The 24727-nt window shown below is 39.4% G+C and carries 31 protein-coding genes and 1 pseudogene; 14 read left to right on the forward strand and 18 right to left on the reverse strand.

Features of this window, described 5'->3' with window-relative positions:
* Positions 1-26 precede the first annotated feature (26 nt).
* From hemE to M313_RS0102795, 3 genes are all read right to left on the reverse strand, one after another.
* Positions 27-1067, reverse strand: coding sequence for a uroporphyrinogen decarboxylase (hemE, locus tag M313_RS0102785; protein ID WP_010192246.1), 1041 nt, complete (start codon positions 1065-1067; stop codon positions 27-29).
* Positions 1068-1191: 124 nt separating this feature from the next.
* The gene (locus M313_RS22470; RefSeq protein ID WP_010192247.1) at positions 1192-2850 is read right to left on the reverse strand and encodes an ATP-binding protein; all 1659 of its coding nucleotides are present in this window, start codon (positions 2848-2850) and stop codon (positions 1192-1194) included.
* Positions 2851-2917: 67 nt separating this feature from the next.
* Positions 2918-5068 carry a transglycosylase domain-containing protein gene (locus M313_RS0102795; protein ID WP_392396750.1) on the reverse strand — a complete coding sequence of 717 codons (2151 nt, stop codon included), beginning with the start codon at positions 5066-5068 and terminating at the stop codon, positions 2918-2920.
* Between the two features lie 208 nt (positions 5069-5276).
* Between M313_RS0102795 and M313_RS0102800 the strand changes: the two genes are divergently transcribed.
* Positions 5277-5792: an antibiotic biosynthesis monooxygenase family protein gene (locus tag M313_RS0102800; RefSeq protein ID WP_010192249.1), complete on the forward strand. Its 516-nt coding sequence runs from the start codon at positions 5277-5279 to the stop codon at positions 5790-5792.
* A 53-nt stretch (positions 5793-5845) separates the two neighbouring features.
* Here M313_RS0102800 and M313_RS0102805 read toward each other — a convergent pair whose 3' ends face one another.
* From M313_RS0102805 to M313_RS22475, 4 genes are all read right to left on the reverse strand, one after another.
* A complete protein-coding gene (locus M313_RS0102805) occupies positions 5846-6490 on the reverse strand; it encodes a response regulator transcription factor (protein WP_010192250.1) in 645 nt (214 codons plus the stop codon).
* Positions 6491-7558: a sensor histidine kinase gene (locus M313_RS0102810; protein ID WP_010192251.1), complete on the reverse strand. Its 1068-nt coding sequence runs from the start codon at positions 7556-7558 to the stop codon at positions 6491-6493.
* A complete protein-coding gene (gene liaF / locus M313_RS0102815) occupies positions 7545-8342 on the reverse strand; it encodes a cell wall-active antibiotics response protein LiaF (protein ID WP_010192252.1) in 798 nt (265 codons plus the stop codon). Before liaF ends, M313_RS0102810 begins: the two co-directional genes overlap by 14 nt.
* A gap of 164 nt (positions 8343-8506) precedes the next feature.
* Positions 8507-9184, reverse strand: coding sequence for a phosphatase PAP2 family protein (locus tag M313_RS22475; RefSeq protein ID WP_010192254.1), 678 nt, complete (start codon positions 9182-9184; stop codon positions 8507-8509).
* A gap of 145 nt (positions 9185-9329) precedes the next feature.
* Here M313_RS22475 and M313_RS0102825 point away from each other — a divergent pair, with 145 nt between their 5' ends.
* Complete coding sequence (locus M313_RS0102825; protein WP_010192256.1) at positions 9330-10535, forward strand: M20 family metallopeptidase; 1206 nt, start codon at positions 9330-9332, stop codon at positions 10533-10535.
* A gap of 53 nt (positions 10536-10588) precedes the next feature.
* Here M313_RS0102825 and M313_RS0102830 read toward each other — a convergent pair whose 3' ends face one another.
* The 4 genes from M313_RS0102830 to M313_RS0102840 all read right to left on the reverse strand — a co-directional run bounded on the left by M313_RS0102830 (position 10589) and on the right by M313_RS0102840 (position 13753).
* Positions 10589-11311, reverse strand: a complete 723-nt coding sequence (locus tag M313_RS0102830) for an EcsC family protein (RefSeq protein WP_010192258.1) — start codon at positions 11309-11311, stop codon at positions 10589-10591.
* 493 nt (positions 11312-11804) lie between these two features.
* Positions 11805-12257, reverse strand: a complete 453-nt coding sequence (locus tag M313_RS24445) for an ABC transporter permease (RefSeq protein ID WP_083800858.1) — start codon at positions 12255-12257, stop codon at positions 11805-11807.
* A complete protein-coding gene (locus tag M313_RS22480) occupies positions 12208-13020 on the reverse strand; it encodes an ABC transporter permease (RefSeq protein WP_050780624.1) in 813 nt (270 codons plus the stop codon). The genes M313_RS24445 and M313_RS22480 overlap by 50 nt, the downstream gene beginning before the upstream one ends.
* A complete protein-coding gene (locus M313_RS0102840) occupies positions 13013-13753 on the reverse strand; it encodes an ABC transporter ATP-binding protein (protein ID WP_010192260.1) in 741 nt (246 codons plus the stop codon). The genes M313_RS22480 and M313_RS0102840 overlap by 8 nt, the downstream gene beginning before the upstream one ends.
* Before the next feature lie 758 nt (positions 13754-14511).
* On the opposite strand from M313_RS0102840, the gene M313_RS0102845 reads away from it, so the two are divergent.
* Positions 14512-14934 carry an HIT family protein gene (locus M313_RS0102845; protein ID WP_010192262.1) on the forward strand — a complete coding sequence of 141 codons (423 nt, stop codon included), beginning with the start codon at positions 14512-14514 and terminating at the stop codon, positions 14932-14934.
* A 44-nt stretch (positions 14935-14978) separates the two neighbouring features.
* Here the strand turns inward: M313_RS0102845 and M313_RS0102850 are convergent, their stop codons facing one another.
* Positions 14979-15857 (reverse strand): hypothetical protein, encoded by an 879-nt coding sequence (locus tag M313_RS0102850; protein WP_010192265.1) that lies wholly within the window; start codon positions 15855-15857, stop codon positions 14979-14981.
* Between the two features lie 103 nt (positions 15858-15960).
* Here M313_RS0102850 and serC point away from each other — a divergent pair, with 103 nt between their 5' ends.
* Together serC and M313_RS0102860 are read left to right on the forward strand one after the other, a co-directional pair.
* Positions 15961-17043: a 3-phosphoserine/phosphohydroxythreonine transaminase gene (gene serC / locus M313_RS0102855; protein WP_010192267.1), complete on the forward strand. Its 1083-nt coding sequence runs from the start codon at positions 15961-15963 to the stop codon at positions 17041-17043.
* Positions 17044-17165: 122 nt separating this feature from the next.
* Positions 17166-17690, forward strand: coding sequence for a tryptophan transporter (locus tag M313_RS0102860; protein WP_010192269.1), 525 nt, complete (start codon positions 17166-17168; stop codon positions 17688-17690).
* A gap of 57 nt (positions 17691-17747) precedes the next feature.
* Here the strand turns inward: M313_RS0102860 and yhzF are convergent, their stop codons facing one another.
* Positions 17748-17939: a membrane protein YhzF gene (gene yhzF / locus M313_RS0102865; RefSeq protein WP_010192270.1), complete on the reverse strand. Its 192-nt coding sequence runs from the start codon at positions 17937-17939 to the stop codon at positions 17748-17750.
* A gap of 251 nt (positions 17940-18190) precedes the next feature.
* On the opposite strand from yhzF, the gene M313_RS25700 reads away from it, so the two are divergent.
* The 3 genes from M313_RS25700 (at position 18191) to M313_RS0102880 (ending at position 19250) form a co-directional block, all read left to right on the forward strand.
* Complete coding sequence (locus tag M313_RS25700; RefSeq protein WP_010192272.1) at positions 18191-18334, forward strand: hypothetical protein; 144 nt, start codon at positions 18191-18193, stop codon at positions 18332-18334.
* A 4-nt stretch (positions 18335-18338) separates the two neighbouring features.
* Positions 18339-18557: a hypothetical protein gene (locus tag M313_RS0102875; RefSeq protein ID WP_010192274.1), complete on the forward strand. Its 219-nt coding sequence runs from the start codon at positions 18339-18341 to the stop codon at positions 18555-18557.
* Between the two features lie 93 nt (positions 18558-18650).
* The gene (locus tag M313_RS0102880) at positions 18651-19250 is read left to right on the forward strand and encodes an HTH-type transcriptional regulator Hpr (RefSeq protein ID WP_010192277.1); all 600 of its coding nucleotides are present in this window, start codon (positions 18651-18653) and stop codon (positions 19248-19250) included.
* On the opposite strand, the gene M313_RS26905 is transcribed toward M313_RS0102880, so the two are convergent.
* The gene (locus M313_RS26905) at positions 19237-19359 is read right to left on the reverse strand and encodes a DUF1878 family protein (RefSeq protein ID WP_503487496.1); all 123 of its coding nucleotides are present in this window, start codon (positions 19357-19359) and stop codon (positions 19237-19239) included. The two genes, M313_RS0102880 and M313_RS26905, sit on opposite strands and share 14 nt — an antisense overlap.
* A gap of 43 nt (positions 19360-19402) precedes the next feature.
* Positions 19403-19567, reverse strand: a pseudogene (locus M313_RS26910) (DUF1878 family protein); the annotation flags it as partial.
* A gap of 215 nt (positions 19568-19782) precedes the next feature.
* On the opposite strand from M313_RS26910, the gene M313_RS0102890 reads away from it, so the two are divergent.
* Positions 19783-20337, forward strand: coding sequence for a DUF3267 domain-containing protein (locus M313_RS0102890; protein ID WP_010192280.1), 555 nt, complete (start codon positions 19783-19785; stop codon positions 20335-20337).
* Between the two features lie 150 nt (positions 20338-20487).
* Entirely contained in the window at positions 20488-20679 is a 192-nt protein-coding gene (locus tag M313_RS0102895; protein WP_010192281.1) for a hypothetical protein, read from the forward strand.
* Between the two features lie 86 nt (positions 20680-20765).
* On the opposite strand, the gene M313_RS24930 is transcribed toward M313_RS0102895, so the two are convergent.
* Entirely contained in the window at positions 20766-20852 is an 87-nt protein-coding gene (locus M313_RS24930; RefSeq protein WP_082153634.1) for a YjcZ family sporulation protein, read from the reverse strand.
* A gap of 31 nt (positions 20853-20883) precedes the next feature.
* The gene (locus M313_RS24935; RefSeq protein ID WP_063561705.1) at positions 20884-20970 is read right to left on the reverse strand and encodes a YjcZ family sporulation protein; all 87 of its coding nucleotides are present in this window, start codon (positions 20968-20970) and stop codon (positions 20884-20886) included.
* Between the two features lie 694 nt (positions 20971-21664).
* On the opposite strand from M313_RS24935, the gene M313_RS0102910 reads away from it, so the two are divergent.
* Together M313_RS0102910 and M313_RS22490 are read left to right on the forward strand one after the other, a co-directional pair.
* The gene (locus M313_RS0102910) at positions 21665-22477 is read left to right on the forward strand and encodes a GNAT family N-acetyltransferase (RefSeq protein WP_010192283.1); all 813 of its coding nucleotides are present in this window, start codon (positions 21665-21667) and stop codon (positions 22475-22477) included.
* Positions 22478-22564: 87 nt separating this feature from the next.
* The gene (locus M313_RS22490) at positions 22565-23305 is read left to right on the forward strand and encodes a phosphatase PAP2 family protein (protein ID WP_010192285.1); all 741 of its coding nucleotides are present in this window, start codon (positions 22565-22567) and stop codon (positions 23303-23305) included.
* 27 nt (positions 23306-23332) lie between these two features.
* On the opposite strand, the gene M313_RS0102920 is transcribed toward M313_RS22490, so the two are convergent.
* Positions 23333-23941, reverse strand: coding sequence for a hypothetical protein (locus tag M313_RS0102920; protein WP_010192287.1), 609 nt, complete (start codon positions 23939-23941; stop codon positions 23333-23335).
* A 99-nt stretch (positions 23942-24040) separates the two neighbouring features.
* Here M313_RS0102920 and M313_RS0102925 point away from each other — a divergent pair, with 99 nt between their 5' ends.
* Complete coding sequence (locus M313_RS0102925) at positions 24041-24319, forward strand: hypothetical protein (protein WP_010192289.1); 279 nt, start codon at positions 24041-24043, stop codon at positions 24317-24319.
* Between the two features lie 77 nt (positions 24320-24396).
* Entirely contained in the window at positions 24397-24609 is a 213-nt protein-coding gene (locus tag M313_RS0102930) for a hypothetical protein (RefSeq protein WP_010192291.1), read from the forward strand.
* Positions 24610-24727: the final 118 nt, after the last annotated feature.

Consider the following 24727-nt stretch of genomic DNA (forward strand, 5'->3'; position numbering starts at 1 on the left):
ACTACAATCTACAGGTGAATCAGAACTTATTTATTAGAAGAATAGTCATGTACGAATGTTGCTAAACGTTTTAGTGTGTCTGGGTTTACTTGCGGGAATACTCCGTGGCCAAGGTTGAAGATATAGCCAGGTTGTTGCATTCCTTGGTCAAGTATTGCTTTTGCTTTCTCTTCAATTACTTCCCATGGTGCTAAAAGGATAGCAGGGTCCAAGTTTCCTTGAACAGGTTTTGTGATTCCACGCTCTCTTGCTTCTGAGATCGGCAAGCGCCAGTCAAGACCTACAACGTCAAGCGGAAGGTCGTGCCATTCGTTGGCTAAGTGGCTTGCACCAACACCGAACATAATTAGTGGTACATTTTCTTCTTTTAAAGAAGAGAAGATGCGAGTCATTACTGGTTTAATGAAATAACGGTAGTCTTCTACATTCAATGCTCCAACCCAGCTATCAAAAATTTGAATCGCTTTTGCACCAGCATGGATTTGAGAACGTACATACGTGATAGTCATATCAGCAAGTTTATCCATTAATGCAAACCAAGCTTTTGGTTCTGCATACATGAATGCTTTTGTTTTATTATAGTTTTTAGATGGACCGCCTTCGATCATGTAGGAAGCAAGTGTAAAAGGTGCCCCTGCAAAACCAATTAACGGTACATTCAATTGTTCTTTTGTTAATAGCTTGATTGTATCCAGTACATATGGAACGTCCTGTTCAGGATGGATTTCCCCAAGCTTTTCAACATCTTGCATAGAACGGATTGGGTTATCAATGACAGGTCCAATTCCCGATTTTATCTCCACATCTACACCAATTGCAGGAAGGGGACTCATGATGTCCTTATAAAGAATGGCTGCATCCACGTTATACTGATCAACAGGAAGCTTTGTCACATATGCACAGAGCTCAGGTTGATGGGTAATTTCAAATAGAGAATACTTTTCTTTTATTTTTCTGTATTCCGGTTGAGAACGTCCAGCCTGTCTCATATACCATAATGGGACATGTTCTGTCTTCTCTCCTCTACATGCTCGTAAAAATGTATCGTTAAATGTTGATTGATTCAAAATGATGACCCCTTCCGAATGACTTTTTTCTACTTTTATTTCGTTACACTTCTGTCATGTTACACTATACCTATAAATGTAAGGAAAGTATAGAATGAGGGCATATTGTTCATAAAATAGACGATTATTCCCCCACCTTCACCTTCATATGTGGCAGCAATATCTCCACTGTCGAACCTACCTTCTCCTCGCTCTGTATCGTCAACTGACCACCGTGATTTTCAATAATCTTCATGGAAACCATGAGACCGAGGCCTGTGCCTTGTTCTTTTGTTGTAAAGAATGGTTGTCCCACCTTATTGATTACCTCTTCTGGAATACCATTTCCTTCGTCCTTAATCACAAGGTTCACATAACCGTCCACCACTTGCGTATCAATGGTTATCTTTCCACCGTCTGGCATTGCTTCCATGCCATTTTTTATTAAGTTAATAAGTACTTGTTTAATTTGATTTGGTTCACATTCCAACCATATGTATTCTTCAAAATGAACAACTTCCATGACAACTTGATGGATAAAAGCTTCACTCTCAAGAAAGATACAGACCTCTTGTATGAGCTCTTTTAAATTTTGCCTTTTAATTTTGATAGCCTGTGGTTTTGCAAGCGCCATAAATTCATTTGTAATTTGGTTGATCCGCTCTAATTCCTTATCCATGATGGTGAAAAATTCTTTTTCTCTGCTTTCTTTAGACAGGAGATGAACGAAGCCTTTTAAGACAGTAACAGGGTTTCTAATTTCATGGGCCACTCCTGCTGCAAGTTCACCGATGACAGAAAGCTTTTCCGACTGCATGAGCGCTTCTTCCGTTCTCTTTTTGTCTGTAATGTCCTTCATCAGAAATACAAACGCTATAATTTCTCCCCCGCTATCCTTTACTGGAGTAAGCGTGATGTTTAGGTCTATATGATTTTCTTCCTTTGTTGCCGTAAGCAGTTCAAATGAGAGTTGCTTCTGCTCCTTTAACTTACTGAGAAAAACCCGTAATGAATTGGCAGATGTGAAAGAAAGGAAACTCGTTTCTGTACCGAGTATATCTTTTTCACTCACATGGAACATTTTTTCAAATGAGGCATTTACTTTTAAAATAGTACCATTTAAATCATATACCCCAATGGAATCCGTCGTATTATTGAAATATGCTTCTAAATATTCTTTTGTTGACAGCAGCTCTAAGGAGGTTTGTTTTTCTTTTTTCTCTGCCCTCTCTAACAAGCTTCCTGTCAGCCTGCTCGAAAAGAGAAGAAAGATCGTAACAAATATGGAAAACAGAATAAAATAAATGACATCCACTTTAAGATGATTGGAAAATACAATGTTGCTATAGTCAATATAAAAGAAAGATAAAGTAATGCAGGTCAAGAAACTAGCAATCAATATTGGCAAAATACGATTATATAAAGAGGACATAATTAATGGCATGGATAAAAAATAAAAATTAATGATGTCTTTATCCAGATAGGCAACTACCCAAAAAGGAATAAAGGATGTACATACAGTGACATACATCCCGACCTTTGCAAGCTTAGGACGCAAAACAAAGAAGGCAACTAAAGCACACCCAAATCCTGCAGTGAGTAAAATGGCAGGAATAATCTCCGGAAAAATAAAAAGGTTTGTTAAAATGTCCAAGATTAACAGGGTAACAAATACCACCAACATCAGCTTATTTTTCTGATGAATGATGTGTCTCTGCTCTTGGTTCAATCTTCTCTCATTTATCCAAGCTTCCTTTATATCCGTTGCAAAACGTGCTAAAAATGATCCCAATTGTACATTCATCTCCCGCTTCTCCTCAAACAGTGCATTTCATATTTTCTCTTTATCTTTCTAATCAGGTTGCTTCACCTTATCTAAACGTCGGCTTTAATGCCTTTGTTGGTTTGCCTTCTTTTTTGGTTTGGGTGTTGAATGGAACAACGTAATATTCCGGCACATTGAATATGTTGATATTCTTAACGGAGTATTGATGTTCCCCGGTTACTTCTCCAATTAACTTCTCTTTGTCACCGGAAACGGAATAGATCCTATAGACTATCCGCTCATCCTCCGCTTCACTCCACTCCAAGTCGACTGTAAACAAGCTCAAAGGATGAAATGTCATCGATCCCTTTAATTGAATACTTTCTGGCATAGAAATTGGATTCTCTAAATCAGTTACTCCAACTGGAACGGAAAATTCTCCATTATCAAGACCTGCATCTCGTAATATATCTTTCAACAATCTTGTAGGATACGCGCCTCCTGCTGTTAAATGTTGTTCAGGCGTTGTGGTATCATACCCCATCCACACGGTCCCGATCACATCTTGAGTATACCCGACAAACCAAGTATCTTTGATGGCATTATCTACTCCGGGATAGTTTGTAGTACCAGTCTTTCCGGCAAGCTCACCTTGAATCTCTCCCGCTTGTGCCGAACCGTCCTGCACAACTCCTTCAAGCATTCTTGTCATATTCCACGCTGTTTGCGGACTGAACACTTTCTTTTCGGCTTTCTTGGCCTTGGCGATCACTTCGCCTTTTCTTGTACTGATTTCCTTAATAAAATAAGGTTCCACCATCTTCCCGTTATTGCCAAAGGATCGATAGGCTTTTGTTAGCTCTAAAGGGGTCACCCCTTCTTGCAACCCTCCAAGTGCAATAGCGAGACCGTTATCAGGGATAGCCAGATCTAACTTTTCAAGATAGTTTTTGCTTTTTTTGATTCCCAACTCATTTAATGCCCATACAGCTGGAGCATTCAAAGAATCTTTAATAGCTTCATACATGGTAACTTCATTTTTATATTGATGATGATAGTTTCTTGGCTTGTAAACTTCCTGCCCATCTTTATAAGAAAGCAACTCATCTTTCAGAAGGCTGTAAGGCTCATATTTCCCTTCTTCCAAAGCTGGAGCATAGACAGCCAAAGGTTTGAAGGTAGAACCAGGTTGTCTTTTTATGTTGACCCGGTTGATCCCCTTGGTCACATAATTTCTCCCACCGATAACAGCCACTACGCCACCGTTATGCTGATCCATCATGACAAACGCACCCTCGACCTGATCATTGGTGCCGGGGAAATATTGATCGTCTTGAAAACGTTGAAATGCAGCATCCTGAGCGGCGACATTCATCGGGACCAAAATTTTATAGCCCCCTCTATGCAATTCCTCCGGAGTAAAGCCATATTTGTCTTCAGCTTCTTCCATCACCATATCGATATACGTTAAATAAGCCTGTTTTTCTGGTGATTCCACAACATCCAGGCCCAATGTTTTACCCATTAATCCGACAGCTTCTTCCGCCTCTATATAGCCTTGATCTTCCATAAGGTGCAAGATGAGATCTCGTCTTTTTTTCGCTTCCTCCGGATGATTAATGGGAGAGTATCCGTTAGGCGCCTTAGGAAGTGCTGCCAACAAAGCCCCTTGCTCTACCGTCAAGTCTTCTACATTCTTATTAAAATAAAGTTGTGATGCCGCTTGGACGCCATATGCACCATGCCCAAAATATATTTGATTTAAATACATTTCCAAGATTTCATTCTTCGTGTACCTACGTTCAAGATTTATAGCTATAACAGCTTCTTTTGTTTTTCTGAGCCATGATTTTTCATTAGTCAAGAAAATGTTTTTAGCCAGCTGCTGAGTGAGAGTGCTTCCTCCCTCCACCTTGCTTCTTGCCAGAATATCACGGTAAACGGCTCTTCCAATCGCTCGAACATCAATCCCTCTATGTTCGTAAAAGCGGTTATCTTCTACTGCCACAAACGCCTCTCTGACGTGTGTAGGAATCTTGTTTATCTCTACAATTTCCCTATTTTCAAAAAAAAGCGAGGCTATTTCATTTCCGTTTTCATCCACCATGGTTGTTGTAGAATCCATAATCAATTTCTTTTCATCAATGACATAGTCTCCTAAAAAAATAATAAAGATATAACCTATTAGTCCTATAGAAGCAATACATGCTAAAATAAATGGAAAAAGGAAGTACTTTTTTGACAAGATTGCTTTGATGTTTGGTAGCTTCATTTGGGATAATTTATTTCTCTTAAATCTTTCCAAAGTGGTTTACCTCCTCCTATGTACCGGGAATAATCATCTAGTAAGGTTTAAATTGAAAGGTTATCCACCCTATATTCTACCTTATTCTACATATTTTTTCTCGGGTTTCCCTTATTTTGTAATTATAATGTCGATATTAAACATGAAGGAGAGATAGAAGATGAATTTTTATATGACATTCGGTACCACTGATTATTTAAACGATGTGAAAAATAGTTTGGAAAGTGGAGAAAGCCTGTTGATGTTTGGGGAGGACAATGCGGTTCTTATGCATGAAACGGTTGATCAATCCAGCTTCAAATCAGGAAAGAATTTTGAAGTACTTGATTCCAATGGCGATCTATCAAAAGGGAAGTTTGCCGTATTGAATAATATTCCAGTAACAGATGAAGGACGTCCTGTCTTTGAATATCGTTTCAGCCAAAGAGCAGGATTGATTGAAAATGAACCTGGATTCGCAGCAATCCGCGTACTTCGCCCGGTAGGTTCTGATACTTATGTTATTTTAACACTTTGGGAAGATGTAAAATACTTCAAGCAATGGCAAGAATCCAAAGCTTACGATAAAGCTCATGAAAAACGCGGAACTTCAGAAGGTGTCGATCAGAAACAACAGATTTTCCCCCGCCCTTCCTATGTAACAACTTACTATGCAGAAAAAACTGAACAAGACTAAAACTATAGCACAACAAAACCCGCCCTTCACGAAAGAGCGGGTTTTCTATTGCTTCACTTTTTCTCACGGAGCACTCCATGTCTGTTAGCATAAATCGCCGCTTGCGTTCTGTCAGCAACCTGCAGCTTACCTAAAATATTGCTCACATGCGTTTTCACCGTCTTGATTCCAATAAAAAGTTCCTCACTGATCTCCTGATTCGTCAAACCATCCCCAAGGCACATGAGAACTTCTAATTCCCGGTCTGTTAAATCATCATGCGGCAATTTGGATGGCGACCGGAATCTATTCATCATCTTGCTTGCAACCTTTGGTTCAATGACAGGTTCATTTTGAACAGCTTTTTCAATCGCTTTAATAATATCTTCTGCCCTTGCCGTCTTCAACAGGTAGCTATACGCCCCAGCTTCAATGGCTGGAAAGACCTGTTCATCATCAAAATAGCTGGTTATAATGATGATTTTACAAGCTGGGTGAAATTTTATGATTTCCCTGGTAGCTTCAATCCCCGTACCATTTTCCATCAGTAAGTCCATCAAGATAACATCAGGTTTTTCTTTTTTTGCGAGTTCAATGGCTACCTGTCCGCTAGAACCCTCCCCGACGATTTCTATTCCGGGTTCTGTTATTAAGTAGGCCAATAATCCTTTTCGCACCATATCATGGTCATCGACAACCGCCACTCTAATCCTATCCATTTAGTTTTCCCCCTCTCGTATCGGAATATGGATTTCAATATGAGTTCCTTCCCCTTCTTTAGATCGGATATGGAACTGTCCCCCAATTTCTTCACAACGCTCTCTCATGGTATGAAGACCAAAGGAAGCTTGTTTTTGATGATTTATTTCAAACCCTTTACCGTTGTCACTAATAAATATGTATACATACTGATTTCCCTTTTGATGCATGTCCAACTTAACGATTGTGGCATCAGCATGTCTTAGAATATTGGATATCGCCTCTTGGATAATTCGGAAAAGGTGATCTTCTGTTGCACTAGAAAGAGCCGAAATTTCCTGAATATCTTTTTGAAACTTAATGGGAGTTCGGTCCTCTAACTCTTCCAATAACTTGTTAATCCCAACGCACAGCGTATCATTTGTCAAAGAGACCGGTCTTAAATGAAGAAGCAAGGCTCTCATTTCTCCTTGAGCTTGGGCAGCGATGGATGCGATATCTGTCAGTTGCTTTTTGGCCTCTTGCGGATAGGAGTCAAACATTCGAATGGAAGCCGAAGACATGATGCTTAATGCGAACAGCTGCTGACTTACCGAGTCGTGGAGCTCCCTTGCCAGACGTTGCCTCTCTTCAATAGTTGCAGCATTATGAGCTTTGATTGCCAATTCATTCTTTTCTTCCGCCAGTTTTTGCAACGACCTCACTTGATTCTGAATTTTTATCGCAAGTTGATTGATATCTTCTGCTAATCTACCCAACTCATCTTTTTGCCCAACTGCTATTCTTTCAGAAAATTTCCCTCTACCCAATGTTGCAATGTATGTGGAAATATCCTCCACTCTTTTTTTCATATATCCGCTTTGCTTATAGCCGAAATATAAACTTGTAATGGCCAAAATCACGAACGCCACTACCGTTAACAACATACTCCACTGAACATTGACGACTAAGCCTTCCGGATAGAAAAGGAGAACAACCTGGAGAAACAGGAAAAAAAGGAACGCAGATACAACGGATACCACCATAAAAGAACGAATATACCAAAATCGCAAACTTTCAATTTTTCTCCCCTTATTAGACCCGATCAATTCGAACATCCCCTATTTTCATATCTAGCACAATATTGAGCTTTCTAGAAGCCTCATTGTAATTTTCGGATTCATAGTAAAGTTTGTTCCCTTTCCCTTCTGAAGTGTTCCCCAATATATTCAAGTGCCCAACCTTTACTTTAGCCGACACTTTAATTGGCAGATCTTCCGGAACAAGCATTTTTAAATCCGCGACAACTCCCTTGATTTGGATACATGTTTCTTTGTCTGGTATATAGGCCTTACTAAAGTCAAAATAATAATCGCCAACTACATTCCAAACTGACAATGGCTCTACTGCCCAATTTTGCTTATTCATTTTCATATCGCCGATTGTTATAACACGTTTTGTACTATTTCCTTTCCAATTAACATCTTCATCGGACTCGTCATATGTGTCGAATACATCATTGAACTCCTCATTTTCCTTTGTAAAGCGAATTTTGACTGGCCGCTTATTTACGAACAATTTCATACCAAAGTAAACGATTAAAAGCGGCCACAATTTCCAGAACATATGAAACTGAAATTCGATATAGCCAACACGATCAATTAACAACAAGCCACCAAAAGCAAGGAGAAATAAACTTAAAAAAAGCGCTCGTTTATGAAAAAATAATGTATCTATTAACAATTTCAGCCCGAAAAGTACAATTAGCACCGGATAATAGGTGACAAAATACGCTTTTATTTCCAAGGAAATGACACCTATATTGACAAGCAACAACATAATTCCTATAAAAACAAAGACAATTGCCATGATTTTCTGGTTAAATGTTTTCATCTGATTTCTTAAAGCCCCCCTTCATTTATATTTGACATAGTTTAGATTAAACCCTCTAATATATTTCTATTTTACGTTTTCACTTATTGAAAATCCCCTATCCTCAGCCAGTTTCTTTGTCCGTCTGAAGACTGAAATGTAGATAAAAAAGCAATGAGCCGGAGCTACATTGCTTTCTTCTTTGGACGTAACGATTGAATCCATTCATACAACAATACTCCTAGAATCAAGCATATATATCCTGCTGCATAGCCTGCTAAAACATCGGAAGGATAATGGTAATTTAAAAACACTCTGCTTGTACCAAGAAGCGCGATAAAGATTACCCCAAATATCGCAACCATCATACGCATTCCATTTTGTTTTGTATAGGCCAATGCAAAGTATAATAATAACCCATAGAAAAATAACCCGACCATCGCATGACCACTTGGAAAACTGAGACTTTCCGCTCCTGGGCCTGTCATCGGTCTTTCGCGCCCTGTGAAGTCTTTCAGCCATTTGTTCAGTTCATTGACGATTATGACGCCTCCAACGATTATTCCCATCGCTGCGTAATCTCTTTGTTTCCACCAAATCAGCATGATGGATAGTAACATAATGATAATGACTCCGGTTTTATCCCCAAGCGTCGTAAACAAGTGAAAAAAGCTAATTAGCACATCAACTTCCCATCCATTTACCAAACTGCGAATGGATTCATCAAAACCGATTGTATGTTCATTCATAATTTGTTGAAAGGACCATATAAAAAAGCCACCACATAAAATAAATAGAATCAATCTTCTCCATTTACTAGTTTGTTTTTCTTTGACCAGCCTCTTGCCTAATTCTGCTTCCATGTTTCACGTCTCCTCTTCTTACAACTTCCAATTACTATTTTACTAAATTTATGAAAGTTATGACTATTATTTTTTCGAATAGTCATATAGAATACTATATTAAATAAAAGGATTGAGAATTTATTTTAGAAATGGGGAGAGGCACTTGTTAGATAAGCTGAATGAACTTCTAGAAAGTCGTTACGATGAAATGGTTGAGATTAGACGCTATTTGCACCAATTCCCTGAATTATCTTTTAAAGAATTCCATACGGCCGCTTACATAGCAGAGTTTTATGAAAATCTAGGAATCGCTCACCAAACAAACGTTGGCGGAAACGGTATTGTTGCCAAGATTGCCGGAGCGAAACCAGGGAAAACAATAGCCCTGCGTGCCGATTTCGACGCACTTCCAATTCAGGATGAAAAAGAAGTGACATACAAATCAAAAGTTCCAGGAGTCATGCATGCTTGTGGACATGACGGTCATACCGCGACATTACTTGTACTCGCAAAATGTTTAAATGAACTCAAAGAGGACCTTGAAGGAAATGTCGTTTTGATCCATCAACATGCAGAAGAATATGCACCAGGTGGAGCAGTGGCAATGATCAATGATGGTTGCTTAGAAGGAGTCGATGTCATTTTTGGCACCCATTTATGGGCCGGTACGGAAGTTGGTAAAATTCAATACCGAGTAGGACCTGTGATGGCTGCTGCCGATCGCTTCTCCATTAAAGTCCAAGGTTCCGGTGGCCACGGTGCACAACCGCACAAAACAAAAGATGCTGTTGTCACGGCCTCTCAATTGGTCCTAAACCTTCAACAGATTGTAAGCAGACGCGTAAATCCTGTTGATCCGGCAGTGATATCGGTTGGTACGTTTGTCGCTGAAAACGCCTTTAATATCATTGCAGATTCCGCTTATTTAGAAGGAACAGTGCGAACATTCAATGATGATGTCCGCGATATGATTGAAGCCGAAATAGATGTTGTTGCATCTTCTACATGTGCACTGAACGGTTCTACCTACGAATACAATTTCCACAGAGGGTATCCTGCTGTTGTCAACCATAAAGACGAGACAGAATATCTTGTTAGCGTCGCTGCTGACGTAAAAGAGGTGGAAACTCTGGAAGAAACACCACCCCATATGGGCGGGGAAGATTATTCATACTATTTAAGACACGTGAAGGGAACTTTTTTCTTTACCGGCGCAAAACCTGAAGGGGTAGAAGTGGCATACCCTCACCACCATCCTAAGTTTGATATTAATGAAAAGTCACTACTGATTGCCGCTAAAACACTCGGTGCTGCAACTGTCCTGTATCATCAACATGAAAAAGGGAAACTCATCCCTACTCATCAATAAATGGGTATGAAACCTTAAAAACCGTCAGGCTCTATACTTGAGCCTGACGGTTTTCATATATTGATGCCTTTTTCTTTAAACATTCTTAACCGATAACAGTTTATCGCCGTCGTCCCCAGTTGATCCAGAAAGTTGTAGTTTGCATATGCTCCAACTACCGCTCCAAATCCTGGAATCATCTGCAGCATTTTGATCAAATCAATGTGGTCTCTGTATTCTTGTTGAAATGCCTTCCAATCAAGTTCCTTTGCTTTCTCCTTGTGCTCTTCCCAATTTTCTATATACCTTAACACTTCTTTTCGCCTGGAATCACTTGAGAAGGCCAACTGAAAAATGTATAGGATGAATACTCTCTCTTCATAATTTTTCGTATTGAAACCGTAGATGGCAGCCACTTCAAATAGAAATTTCATTTTAATCGACAAGAGTAAAGGAAAATCCGCCAGACCAAGGAGTATTCCCCCCGCACCTGTGCCTGCCCCCTCCGCTGCCGCTGTCCTTTTATACACATTTAATTTCTCTTGTATCCACTTTTCCTTTTCTTCTAATGTCATGACAACATGTCCTTCGTTCATCTTAGTTGTCATATTGCTCCCTGCTAGTGTCCCTTGGACCATCTTTTTAATGCTCTCTGTCATGATAGTGTGGACTTTCTCTGGTATGATAGCATTCACCTTATTTTGCGCACCCTTAGAAAACCGCTGAAACATCGTGGACTTCTTTGCCACCTGCATTTTCCACCTTCTAGTTTCATCCATTACCTTTTCTTCATACAAAGAAAACACTCCTCACCTTTATCTATCCTTACTTCATATACGAGTTTTAGGTTAAATATGTTTCAACAAAACGAATTTAATTATTTGTGTTACCACCGCTGTTCCTTTCCGCAAATGGCTTCGCTTTCCGCGGGACGGTGCTTTAGCCTCCTCGCTGCGCTGTGGGGTCTCAAGCTACCGTTACTCCCCCGGTGGAGTCTCCACCATTTGCTCCAATCCACAGCTAGAAATAACTAGAACAAAAAATTTATGGTGTTCCGTTAACTCATTTAGAGTTTTTTAAAAAACCTTGGTCAATGGAGTAACCTCGTTGATTGTAGTGGAAGGCGCGTAGACGCCCGCGGGAGGAAGGGACAGGGGAGACCCCGCAGGCGAAGACGAGGAGGCTCCCGGACCGCCCGCAGGCAAGCGAAGCGCCTGGAACGGAAATCAACGGATTATACAATTTCATATCTAAAAAAACACCCAAGCAGCCTTGAGTGTTTTCTACAGGTTATAACGAAGCAATCTTGCGTTTTACCACACCTTGTACATATAAGAAGGCAAAAATGATCCCGCCAACCAACACAACTACTACTTCCACCCATGTCGCTACAAAAACTAATAAAGCAGCAAGGGCAATGGTTTGTGAAATGAGGATAACTGTAATCATTTTAGTAAACGCAAGGATGCGATGCTTTTCTTGAACAGGATAAATCGACAACCAGAGTTTATTGTAGTGATGGCGCCACATCGGAATTAACTGAAAGCCCGTCAAATATAGCACCAGTACAGGCACTAGATATGTCGCATACCCAACAGGAAGTGTCAGAAGCAAAACAGCTCCGATAATCAATAACCTCAGATATAGTCCAAAATAATCGCCCGAACGCAAAAATGTCCGTAAGTATAGATAATCAAATGCTTTGTCTTTCGAGTAAGGATTCCACGACAGAATGACATCCAACCATTTTCTTCTTTTTACTTTTTCCTTTTAGCCCTGGTACATCAACGAAAAGATTGGCTACTCGATAAAAAAGCTGCATCCGTTTGGTTTCGTTTTCTATCAAAAGGTCCCATTTCCAATTCATTTTCTTGGTCGCGTTTTGAAAATAAATCAGCAAAAGCAGCATCATTACCACTACTATACCGATAAACAGCAGACTGGCTTCAGAAAACACGAGATAAAGCAGGCCGAAGTTTAAAGCAAGCCTGACCCACCAATCCACTAGCCTCACCTTTTTATCTGTATAGAAGTTGATGAGCCATGTCATCCACAGGTTCCAGGATTTCATTCCCAATAACAAAAGCAGCACGGATATCAACGTTTGAAGCGTTGCATCTGTCAGTGTAAAGAAAAGCGGAACAGATACACCAAATACTAGTAATAGGAAATAACTTTCTAATAGTATGGAATATAAAAACGACTTTTTGATGTAAGGCTTTAATTTCTCTTCCAATGGAAGTAAAAACACAAGGTCCGGATCCTTAAGAAATGTATGAATGCTCCCCCTTGTCATAAGCAGGGCCAAAACTGTTCCCATGAGTAACGCATACGGAAAATCAGGAGGGACCACCTCTAACCAGTTTTGATAAGCAAGGGCAAGGCCACTTAGCAAAAAAATCATCACGATCACAAGATGGTCATTGAACATATAGCGTAAATATCTTCTCGTATCCTTTATATATTGACTGAATCTGGCTTGCCAGAGCTGATCGACATTAAACATTGCTCTCTTCCTTTGTCAGTTGAATATAGAGGTCATCAAGCGAAGCCCTCGGCATGTTGAACTGTACCCTAAGCTCTTCCAACGTTCCTTTTGCCCGCACTTCCCCTTCATGCAAGATAACGAATGAATCGCAGTATCTTTCTGCTGTCGCGAGGATATGCGTGGACATAAGGATGCCTGCTCCACTCTTTTTCACTTTATCCATCATTTCTAACAAGGAATGGATGGCAAGCGGATCTAAACCGACAAAAGGTTCGTCGACGATATAGAGCTTCGGTTCAATTAGAAAAGCAGCTAAAATCATGACCTTCTGCTTCATTCCTTTTGAAAAATGGGCAGGAAACCATTTGAGACGCTTTTCCATACGAAACTCTTTTAATAACGGGTGCAATCGTTCTTCAAATGTTTCTTTTGATAACCCATACGCCATCGCAGTTAGTTCTAGGTGTTCATACAACGTCAATTCATCATATAAAATTGGGGTTTCAGGAATAAAAGTAAAAGTAGAACGATACTTTGTCGTATCTTCTTGAATGGAAATCCCATTGATTTTAATGAATCCTTTCTTGGGCTCCATCGTTCCGATCACATGCTTAATCGTCGTACTCTTACCCGCACCATTAAGCCCAATCAACCCTACCAACTCGCCAGCCTTCACACCAAACGAAACACCCCTCAACACAGCCTGATTCGTATAACCACCAGTCAACCCACTAATCTCCAATAAACTCACATCAACCTACCCTTTCTGCCAACCATATTATGTATTGAATATAGCTACTACATGGAGGGCGAAAATCCTTTAAGGGTCTGACCCCTTTTCCAAATTTAATCCTCCTGTAACATTAGCGAAATAAAAAAATCATATTTAAATTTTACCATAACATAATTTAAACGAAAGTGCGCATCATATGTAGGGAAGGGGACAGAGGGGCACTTAGACAAGCCTTTGGTTTACTTCTTTGTAGATGAGGTGACTGTCAAAGACAGTGTTGCTTTGTTCTAGATAAGGTTAAACTTTTTCTCTCGTCGTTGTGGGACTTAACCGACTGCAACCACACGATCATCTGTAACGTAACTCCGATTGATAAAGAAATGAGGTGCTTACGGGCGACACTTTACTCTAAAGTCGTAACCTGTGATTGATTCATTCTGAAAATGAGGTGTTCGTTAAAGAGACTTTAAGTCGATAGCCGCGTTACTAAAGTTGTAAAACTCAGTAACAAGGGGATGGTTGTTTTGAACAGGAAAGCTGACAATTAGACACATTTTATAAATCAGATGAGGTGTTTATCAAACACAGTTATTTGAACGTTAAAATGATGTTTGAAGGCTTCTCCTTATTCAGATAGAGAAGCTTGTTGCCTCTCGTCCCTTTCTTCACAAGCAGGAGCTTTTGCTCTTGCTTGTTTATTTTGCCTGCACATCATATTAGGATACTTGTCCAAAACATGGTAAAATAGATAAAACTAAAGTCCAGAGGTGAAACAGATGAGTGATTGCATTTTCTGCAAGATTATTGATGGGGACATCCCTGCTGCCAAGGTTTACGAAGACGAACATGTTCTGGCTTTTCTTGATATCAGCCAGGTAACAAAAGGACATACATTAGTCATTCCGAAAGTACATAAAGAGAACATTTACGAGCTAACACCTGAGATAGCCGAGAACCTTTTTAAAGTGGTTCCAAAGATCGCTAATTCGATTAAAGAGCAGTTTGAACCAATTGGGCTGAACCTTTTAAATAATAATGGAGAAGCTGCCGGTCAATCGGTCTTCCACTATCATCTTCATATTCTCCCTCGCTACGGCAAAGGAGACGGTTTTGGCGCAGTGTGGAAGTCAAATCAGAGTGATTACACCACACAAGATTTGCAAGAGATTGCAACTAAAATTAATCAAGGTATTAAATAACAATCAAAAGACGTGCCCTCCTAAAGGTGCACGTCTTTTTCTATTCAAAACGACCTTTTCATCTCTCCAAGGGACAGGATGGATTCCGCAGCCTTCCAGTCAGGATGATCAAAAGTATAGGTACATTCGGCTTTTAAAAAGTCTTCTACCAAATCACGATAGCTTCTGTCCCATCTTAATAAGTGAATAAATTCTTCCCGTGTTCCTTCATGCTTAACTGCTAGCTTTAACTCGTTTAGCATTTCACTTTGCCATACAGCCTGAAGCGGACTGTGACCGGAAATATCCTTGAATCTGCGCATCTCACCGTTCCATAGTAGGGCGCGTGGCTCATAATAGGCATAGACATTCCCAAAGACTTCTCCAGTGTCCAAACGTACCTTTTTTCCCTCATGGACTCTAAGCTCATATCCTTTTTCAGTGGAATTGATCAACTCCAGCTGTTTTTTATCCATAAACGTCAACCACACCTCTGACACCGCACCTTCCACTGGTGCAATGACTGCAGGCAGTGAACCATAAGGCGCCAAAAATGGTCCATAAACAATATCGGAATCCGTCACCGTAGCTTTTAAGCAAAGCATAAAATCATCTTCTTCTGGGCGCAAACGGAATTTGTATTGTAATTGTGCAATACAAACATTTGAACCATATGCGACAACTGGAACCTTCGAATGAAACCCCTCCTCTTTAAAAAACTCCTCCACTTTTTTTACATGCGTACTTTGAAATGCCAGACTGCCTAGCACATGGTCGACATTAGTAAAGTGAATTAAAAGTTGTTCAACGGGCATCCCTTTTTCCGCCTCGATTCGATGTGCTTTCCCTTTCCAAAATAAAAAAGAAGATGAAGGTCTTGGACCAGGATAAATATCCGGATGATCATATGGACTAACATCAAAAGGCTTATGTTCTTGGTACATGTTAAATTACTCCTAACTTTTTTCGAAATCTTTCATGTATTCTAACACAATCCATGATAGGATATATATTAATATTTTCAGATTACTTTAGGAGGGTAATAGGATGAAGCGTGTATATAATTTTAATGCAGGGCCGGCAGCACTTCCAAAACAAGTGCTGCAACGCGCCCAAGAGGAATTATTGGATTTCCAAGATACTGGTATGTCTGTTATGGAGTTAAGTCACCGGAGTAAAGAATACGAAACGGTCCACCAAAGAGCAGCTACACTTCTACAGGAGCTTTTGCAAATTCCGGATGACTATGACATTCTCTTCATGCAAGGTGGTGCAAGTCTGCAATTCTCAGCCATTCCTTTAAACTTTCTTCCATCAGATAAGATAGCTAATTATTGTCTGTCCGGTTCATGGTCTGAAAAAGCGTTAAAAGAAGCACAAAAAATTGGATCGACTCATATTGCTTCCAAGGCAAAGGAAACAGGGTACTCTACTATACCTTCTCAATTGACACTCTCAACAGATGCAGCTTATTTGCATATTACGAGCAACAACACCATTTTTGGCACACAATGGTGGGAGTTCCCATCCACTCCTACGTACATACCATTAATTGCTGATATGTCGAGTGATATCTTAAGCAGAACAATAAATGTAGAAGATTTCTCCCTTATCTATGCAGGCGCCCAGAAAAACCTTGGTCCGTCTGGTGTTACAGTTGTGATAATAAAGAAGGAACTGTTAGAGCAATGTCCTAGCAATATCCCGACCATGCTGAACTACCAAACACACGCGAAAAATAGATCTCTATACAATACACCTCCAACCTTTTCCATCTATATGCTTTCCCTTGTATTGGAATGGGTGGCAGAACAAGGCGGCGTTGAAGCGATGGAAAGGATTAACAAGGAGAAAGCAGAACTCCTATATGAAACTATTGACCAGAGTGAAGGTTTTTATATTGGCCATGCCGAAAAAAGTGCAAGATCGCACATGAATGTCACATTCAACCTCCCTTCTGACGAGCTTACCTCTAATTTTCTAACTCAGGCAAAAGAGGAAGGTTTTGTAGGTCTTGGAGGTCACAGAATGGTCGGAGGCTGCAGAGCTTCTATTTACAATGCCGTACCATTGGAATCCTGTCAGGCATTAGCGGATTTCATGAAACGATTCCAAGCCAAATATAGGTAAAATCATGCTTTCCTCTTTTCAAAAGGGGGAAACTTTTATATACTAGTATCTATTAATTCGCATTAGACAACGAGTGTACTAATGGAGTTAAAAAGATTAGATTAGTTGAGGAGAGATGAGAAATGAATACAAAGACTTTAGTATCACTAGCTTTATTAGTAGGAATCGGTGCTGTTCTGCACACTGTTGTACCGGGGGTCATTCTCGGTATGAAGCCAGACTTAGCATTAACGATGATGTTTTTAGGTATCATGCTGTTTCCAGAAAAGAAAAATGTATTGTTATTAGGTGTCGTGACAGGATTAATTTCCGCCATGACCACCACTTTTCCAGCCGGTCAGATCCCAAATATCATTGATAAACCGATTACAGCATTTTTGTTCTTCTTCTTGCTTCTTGCATTGAAGAAACTGGACAAACCACTAGTTAAAGCAGGACTTTTAACCGTTATAGGCACCCTCATTTCAGGAGCAATTTTCCTTTTTAGCGCCCTGACACTAGTAGGATTACCAGGCGGAGAATCCTTTGCATTCTTCTTCGTTACAGCCGTATTACCAGCTGTCGCATTGAATGCAACAGTCATGATCATTATCTATCCAATTGTAACGAGCATAGCTAAACGCTCAAATCTAATACCTGCAACATAATTCAGAGGGCAAATTCCGAGTTTGGAATTTGCCCTCTTCTTTTTTTCGATCATTAGTTTAAACAGCCCATGTCATTAATATAGCTAATAAAAACATGACCCCACCAGCACCGCCAATAGTTACAGCCCTCTGTTGCAACACTCTCCTCGGCGGATATACCCCTGCCCGTTGCGCGGCCAAAAAGTAATTTCCACCACCAAACAACATCACGATACTTATGATAAATAACACAGATGTTATAACTGGCACAAAGCCCGCCCCCTTTTTACCATAATTATGCCGTTCCCTCTTTTCTTATGAAACAAGTATACCTAGTTAAAGTTTCGATTAAATATAAACTTGTTATTTGGAAACAATAAGGCATAAGACAGTATCTTCTTAAGAACTCGTCCAGAAAAGTATTCAGCAAAAAAAAAGGATTTTTTTAATAAATGTTGAATTATATAATAATCTTAGGGTATTGAACTATATTTACATAACTTTATAGAGGAGTGATTACTATGAATGGGAAATCATTCATTTACGGAGTTTTAATAGGTGGAACAATTGCCAGTGTCTCCGCTCTGCTTACAACTGCAGAATCTGGAGCATCCAGAAGAGCGAAAATAAAGTCAACTGCTCAATCTATTCAGGCTGACGATTGAAGATTTGAAACAAGAGGCAATTCATATTAAGGACCAAGTAACACAAGCCATGGAAGAGGGAAAAGCAACAGTCGGAAATATTGCAGAAGAGATCAAGGTTTCAGTAGATCTTTGGCAAAATTCAATTAAACCTCATCAAGAATCCATTCAACAAGACATCGCAAACCTGCAGGAAGAATTAGAAAATCTAGAAAAAAAGCTAGCAAAAAACACCGCTGAATAAAAAATTTTAATTTTTTGTAAATTTAGACCTTTATTAATTTTTATTTTATTGTCATAATAGATAGTAATATATTAGAAAAAAGTAGGTGAGTTTGTGAATACACAGAATGGACAGTATTCATTAAAAGAAGCTATGCTCTTCAGCCAACGTGTTGCCCAGCTGAGTAAAGCACTTTGGAAGACCATCGAGAAAGATTGGCAACAATGGATAAAACCATATGACTTAAATATTAACGAGCACCATATTCTATGGATTGCTTATCATTTAAAAGGTGCCAGTATTTCCGAGATTGCCAAGTTTGGAGTAATGCATGTATCCACTGCGTTCAACTTTTCTAAGAAACTGGAAGAGAGAGAACTGCTTCGTTTTTCTAAAAAGGAAAACGATAAGCGAAACACGTATATTGAACTAACGGAAAAAGGCGAACAGATTCTTTTAGAATTGATGGAAACCTATGATCCTAGTAAAAACTCCGTATTCAGCGGGGCTTTGCCGATGCATGACTTATATGGAAAGTTCCCTGAGCTATTGGATATCATGTGCGTGATCCGTAATGTTTACGGGGAAGATTTTATGCAAATATTTGAGCGTTCCTTTAATAATATTGAAGAAGATTTTGTAGAAGTAGACGGGAAGCTTTCCAAAAAAGAGGAAGTGCTTGAAGAAAAAAATGAAAGCGTTACTTCTTCTTAATAAGCTTTTGGAATTCCTCCATCAACGGCACATAATGGCCTTGTGTCCGTAAGGCGGCAATGGTCTCCTCCAAAGGCAGTTCTGGAGGCAGTGCTTGTCTGAATTGTATAAGAAGCGGAGAGAATGTAACAAATCCTTCCGCTTTTTGTTTTTTCCATCTCTTTGCTCAAGTCTTCACATAATTGATATAGAGCCTGCACTTCCCTCCTGCTCAATTTACCTTTTATGATCAAATAATCCCAAGGAAATGTTGAACGGTCCATTTGTTTTATTAAAAGTTCCATGTAGAACTCCAAGGTTGCAAGTCTTTCTTCCACTATACTCAGTCCTCACTGTTGCAAATTCGTATCGCAAGTCTCAAAGGTTTTCCTCACTTTTCTACTTATTTTACAACAATTCCTTACACTTACCAATATTTAGATGGATACATAGAAAAATAAATTACATTCACCTATTGATTTTTTCATTAAAAAAGCTTACATTAATTTAGTAATTTTCATTACGACTAGCAATTACGGTAGGTGACGCAACTATGAACTGTTGGAAATCCATTGATATTTCAAGACAATATGGACTCCATCGTATAACACTTATTTCGTTTATCATCACTTTACTTTCGTTTATTGTATTCTTTCTGTCTTTTAGCTTAATGTTCCATGACACAGCTGTCTCATCTGCCAATTTCGGATGGTTCATCCTTGGCCTTCTGGGAATGTTCACCATGCACAAACTATGTCATGTTCTTCCGCTAATCGCCACAAAAAACCAAGTAAAACTTAAATGGAAATTCAAGTGCTATATGCCTTATATGAAAATAAAAACAAAAAAACCTTTTACAAAAATTCAATCTTATGCTGTTTTACTGGCTCCTTTTGCGATCATTACTTCAGCATGCATCTTTCTTGCACATATTTTCCCAAGCTACTATCATTACTTTTCCATGCTTGCGGCGGTAAATCTTGGACTATGTATTCCAGATTTCCTATATATTAAGCTTATCCAACATGCTCCAAGCAAATGCCAAATTGAAGAATTGGAAAGCGGTTATGATATCTTAATAGTTAATGAGAAAGAAATAGCGTCCTAGAAATTTTTTCATAATTTCAGGATGCTTTTTCATTTTTTTGTAAAAGATTTGGACTATCACAGTATCTTTTTCTCATAAACTTTGGTAAGGTAGAAGGCATAAGTATATATTCCGCAGTTAGTTTAAAGCAAGCCACAAAGGAGGGATCTTATGGCTATCGCATTTCTATTTGTTTGGGTGGCTGTATTTATACTCTTCTACATAAACAAATTAACGAATGCTTTATGCGTTCAGAAGGAAATACCAGAGGATCGTCAGCCGAAAGTTTTCCGAACCATAAATGTACTTATTACCATTCTATTAATTTCTTCTTATGTAGATATCTTGCTAAGCTCCAAATAATAAATCAGCACAAAAAACAACCTTCCATGTAAACATGGAAGGTGTTTTTGTGGAGTAAGGGCATTGCCTAAACTCCAAGGTCTAGCTTAGTATAACCAAGCTGCACCTACGATTACTAACAGGATAAATAATACTACGATTAACGCAAATCCGCCGGAATGTCCACCTGACATTTTAGTTCCTCCTTTTTAATTAAAAATGTATTTAGTACAACCAAGCTGCACCTACGATTACCAACAAGATAAACAATACTACGATTAACGCGAAGCCACCTGCATACGCATTACCCATCTTAGTAACACCTCCTTTATGAGTTGTTACGATATCTTATGCAACAATTTCTTAGGAGGCATAGGCGTTTATCCTGCCTCTAAGGTTTTTTACATGAAATCCTGGGACAACAAAGTGTGTTGATGTTTTCATGATTCCATTTATCATATGTAAAAGGTTAAAAATTGGAATGGACGATTACCCATTTTTTTTAAAAAGCTGCCCTATGAATAATCGCCCTATTCTTTTTAGTAGCTTGGTTAAGCAACGCTGTTCCTTTCCGCAAATGGCTTCGCTTTCCGCGGGACGGTGCCTTGAGCCTCCTCGCTGCGCTGTTGGCCACTGAAAAAGTCTTTGATGTTAGATTATTTTAAGACACCGCTGTTAATTTCCGCAAACGGCTTCGCTTTCCACGGGGCGACCTTGAGCCTCCTCAGGCTACGCCCTGCGGGGTCTCAACATTGTCGCTACTCCCCCGTAGGAGTCTTCGCCTATTGCTCCAATCAACAGCTATAAATTATCCAAAAGATTGGTTACTAGGTTTTTCAGTGGCCTCCTCCGTTGCGGGGTCTCACCTGTCCCTTCCTCCCGCGGGCGTCTCGCGCCTTCCACTCCAATCAACTAGTATAGCATTGAAATTTATCTTCCCTCTTGATAGATTTTTAGGTAAAATATGAGAATATTTTTAAAATATCAAACGGGGAGGGTCAGGATAATGATTAGGAGATTGGCAGAGGCGGATCATGAAAAATGTTTTGATTTTTTAGGTGAACAACCTGCAGAAAATCTGTTTATTATTGGAGACATCGAGGCTTATGGGTATGAAAAAGACTTTCAGAGGCTTTGGGGAGAATTTAATGAAGATGGTGAACTTATAGCGGTTCTTCTTAATTATGAAGAAAATTTTATTCCTTATGCAAAAGGAGCCTTTGATGCTGAAGGTTTTGCAAATATCATGTTGAATGATCCGAAATTTACTATGATGTCAGGTTTAAAGGACGTGACAGCAAGGATTGAACCTTTTGTCATGCACCGGCTAAAAAGGAAAAGACAGACCTATTATGCGAAGTGTACAGCCTTATCAAATGAACTAGCAGCTACTGTTGATACTTCAAAAGTCCTTCAGGCCACTCCACAGGATGCAGAGAGACTTGTCAAATTATTAAATTCGGTTCCGGAGTTCAGTGATTCTATCATTACCGTAGAACGAAAGAAACGTGTGTTAGCGGAAGGGGTTTCTCGCTCCTTCTTCGTGGAGGAAGAAGGGATGATGGTTTCCACTGCCTCGACTACCGCAGAAAATACGGTATCTGCGATGGTAGTGGGTGTGGCAACTCTTGAGAAATTTAAAAAGAAAGGATACGCTACTCAATGCATGGTCAAATTGTGTAATCAACTTCTTCAAGAAGGAAAAGAGCTTTGTTTGTTTTATGACAATCCGAGTGCAGGAGTAATCTATAAGCGGATAGGTTTTCAGGATATCGGATTTTGGATGATGTATTCTTTTCATAGACAAGAGCAAGAGTAGGAACTCCCAACTTTTATTTAACGTTTTACCCAGTCGCTTTAGTGGAATAAGGTAATAGAAAACTTATCACGTAAACGAGGCGATTGGATGAATTTAAAAGAGGAAGCGCGCTATTGGAAGGAACAGATTGATTTTAGTAAGGTATGGGCTCCTGGTCTGCTTATCCTCGCGGGGATAGTTCTCATGATTTCCGCCACGGCTTTGTTCCTTGAATTGGCAGAGGATGTATGGGAACAGGAGAAATTTACATTCGACCATGTCATCATGGATTATTTTCAATCGATAGAAAGCGGAACACTGACTAACATGTTAAGGTTGTTAACGGAAACTGGTTCTGTCTGGTGGATAACCGCTGCGAGTATATTTACGGTGTTATTCCTTTGGTTGAAAAAAAGAGATGTACTCGGCGTGTTGTTTTTCATTCTTTCCATCGGCGGTGGTGGATTATTTATCTTTGGATTGAAATACTTTTTTCAGCGCGAACGGCCAACAATGGCTCCGGAATACGACGGGAATGGATATAGTTTTCCGAGCGGGCATGCGTTGGGTAGTTTTATCTTATACGGTTTCATCATATATTTGATTGGCAGAGAAAAACGCTTCTTTAAAACGAGAATGCTTGCAATTGGACTGTTGGCCACCCTTGTAATCTTAGTAGGTGTTAGCAGGGTCTATCTGCAAGTGCATTATCCAAGTGACATATTGGCAGGCTATGCAGTCGGGTTGATCTGGCTGATATGCTGCATATTTTCAATGGAAATGATGAAGGTTTATCGAGATAAGGATAAGCGGGACCATCTCTCAAATCTTATTTATCATAGAAAATGAAAATGGAACGGTCCCAATTGGGCCGTTCTATTTCATTTGTTCCTCTACTTCTTTATTGAATCTGTCTCTTACTTCATCAACATCAGATGTATCATATTCTTCATGTAACAAAGGTTGGAGTTTCTCCATCACCATAGTTTGTTCGTATAAGTCTCTATCATAATCATGGTTTAATTCTTCAAGGGTCAAACCTAATGCTTCCGCATAGGCTTTATGCTGGGGTACATCACTCTGATCTGGTCCTTCTGCTATCCAATTATCAAGTTCTTCTTCTGTAACGGTCACATTGTATTTATTTTCTGCTACAGACATAAATGTTTCGTAGTACTTCAAATTATACTCTGCCTTCTCCAAGGCCTCCTCTTTGGTGAGGTCTCTTTTATTCATTAACCTCTCATCACCTATTGCACGGATGACCCATTTTTCCAACTTTTTGTCTTCTATTTCCATTTCTTTTGTGCGATCTACGATAAATTCCATAATGAATTTATATTCTTCATATGAAAGCTCACTTCCAGCAAACAATCCGTCCAATGGGCCTGCCTCATTTGCTTCATTTGTCTCTTTTTGTTCCTGACATGCTGTTAACAATGTTAGAGTGCAGACGATAATAAAGATAATACGTTTTTTATTCATCATTTCTCACCTATGGCTTTTTCTTTTATCGTACCAATAAACGGAGAAGAGGGCAAAGCAAAGGGTTAGATAGAGCAAGACAGATTGGGAGTGAGTACTGTGTTAAAATTCATCTCTACTTTTATGCTGGTAGCCATTATTGGTGTTATTGGTTATCATTTTTATGATTATGTCGATGGAGGTTCCTTATTTTCTTCCACGACACTTGCAAGTGTGCAGGAAATAGAGCATCAAGAATTTGAAGATGCGGTTCTATATCAGGAAAACAGAGAAGTTAGCACTTTAGAAGTCTTAGCAGAACAACATAAATATTTAAATGACGTAACTGGTTGGGGAGGGGCGGACACAGTCGATCTCCGCAACTTGAAAAACATCTGACGATTGGAAAGAACTGAAAGCTGCTGTCAATTGGATGAAAAAAGAAAGGCTTTGCCCCATCCAAGGTATGGAATGACATGGAAAATGCCAATGGGCTTATCATGCTTGTGGAAAGAAACGATGACAGAATGGCGTTGAAATACTTACACCGGATTTTTCATGATTTGGATGTTACCCTTAATGAAGTAACAAAAGAAGAAGGCGAAACAAACATCTGGGGTGTAACCCATGCGCTCGGTAACAACCGAGAAATAAGAAGAATAAATAACTACCTAAAAAAGAACTTTTAAGCGGATACTATTTCCGCTTATTTTTTTGCAAAAAATTCAAATAATTTGCTGAAACTTAAAGGGAATTTGTCCGTATCTGTAGAAATAGTAAGTGTTGTGAAAGGAGAGAAGGAGGAAT

It is taken from the genome of Bacillus sp. m3-13 (genome assembly GCF_000175075.1).
Lineage (GTDB): Bacteria > Bacillota > Bacilli > Bacillales > Bacillaceae_I > Sutcliffiella_A > Sutcliffiella_A horikoshii_C.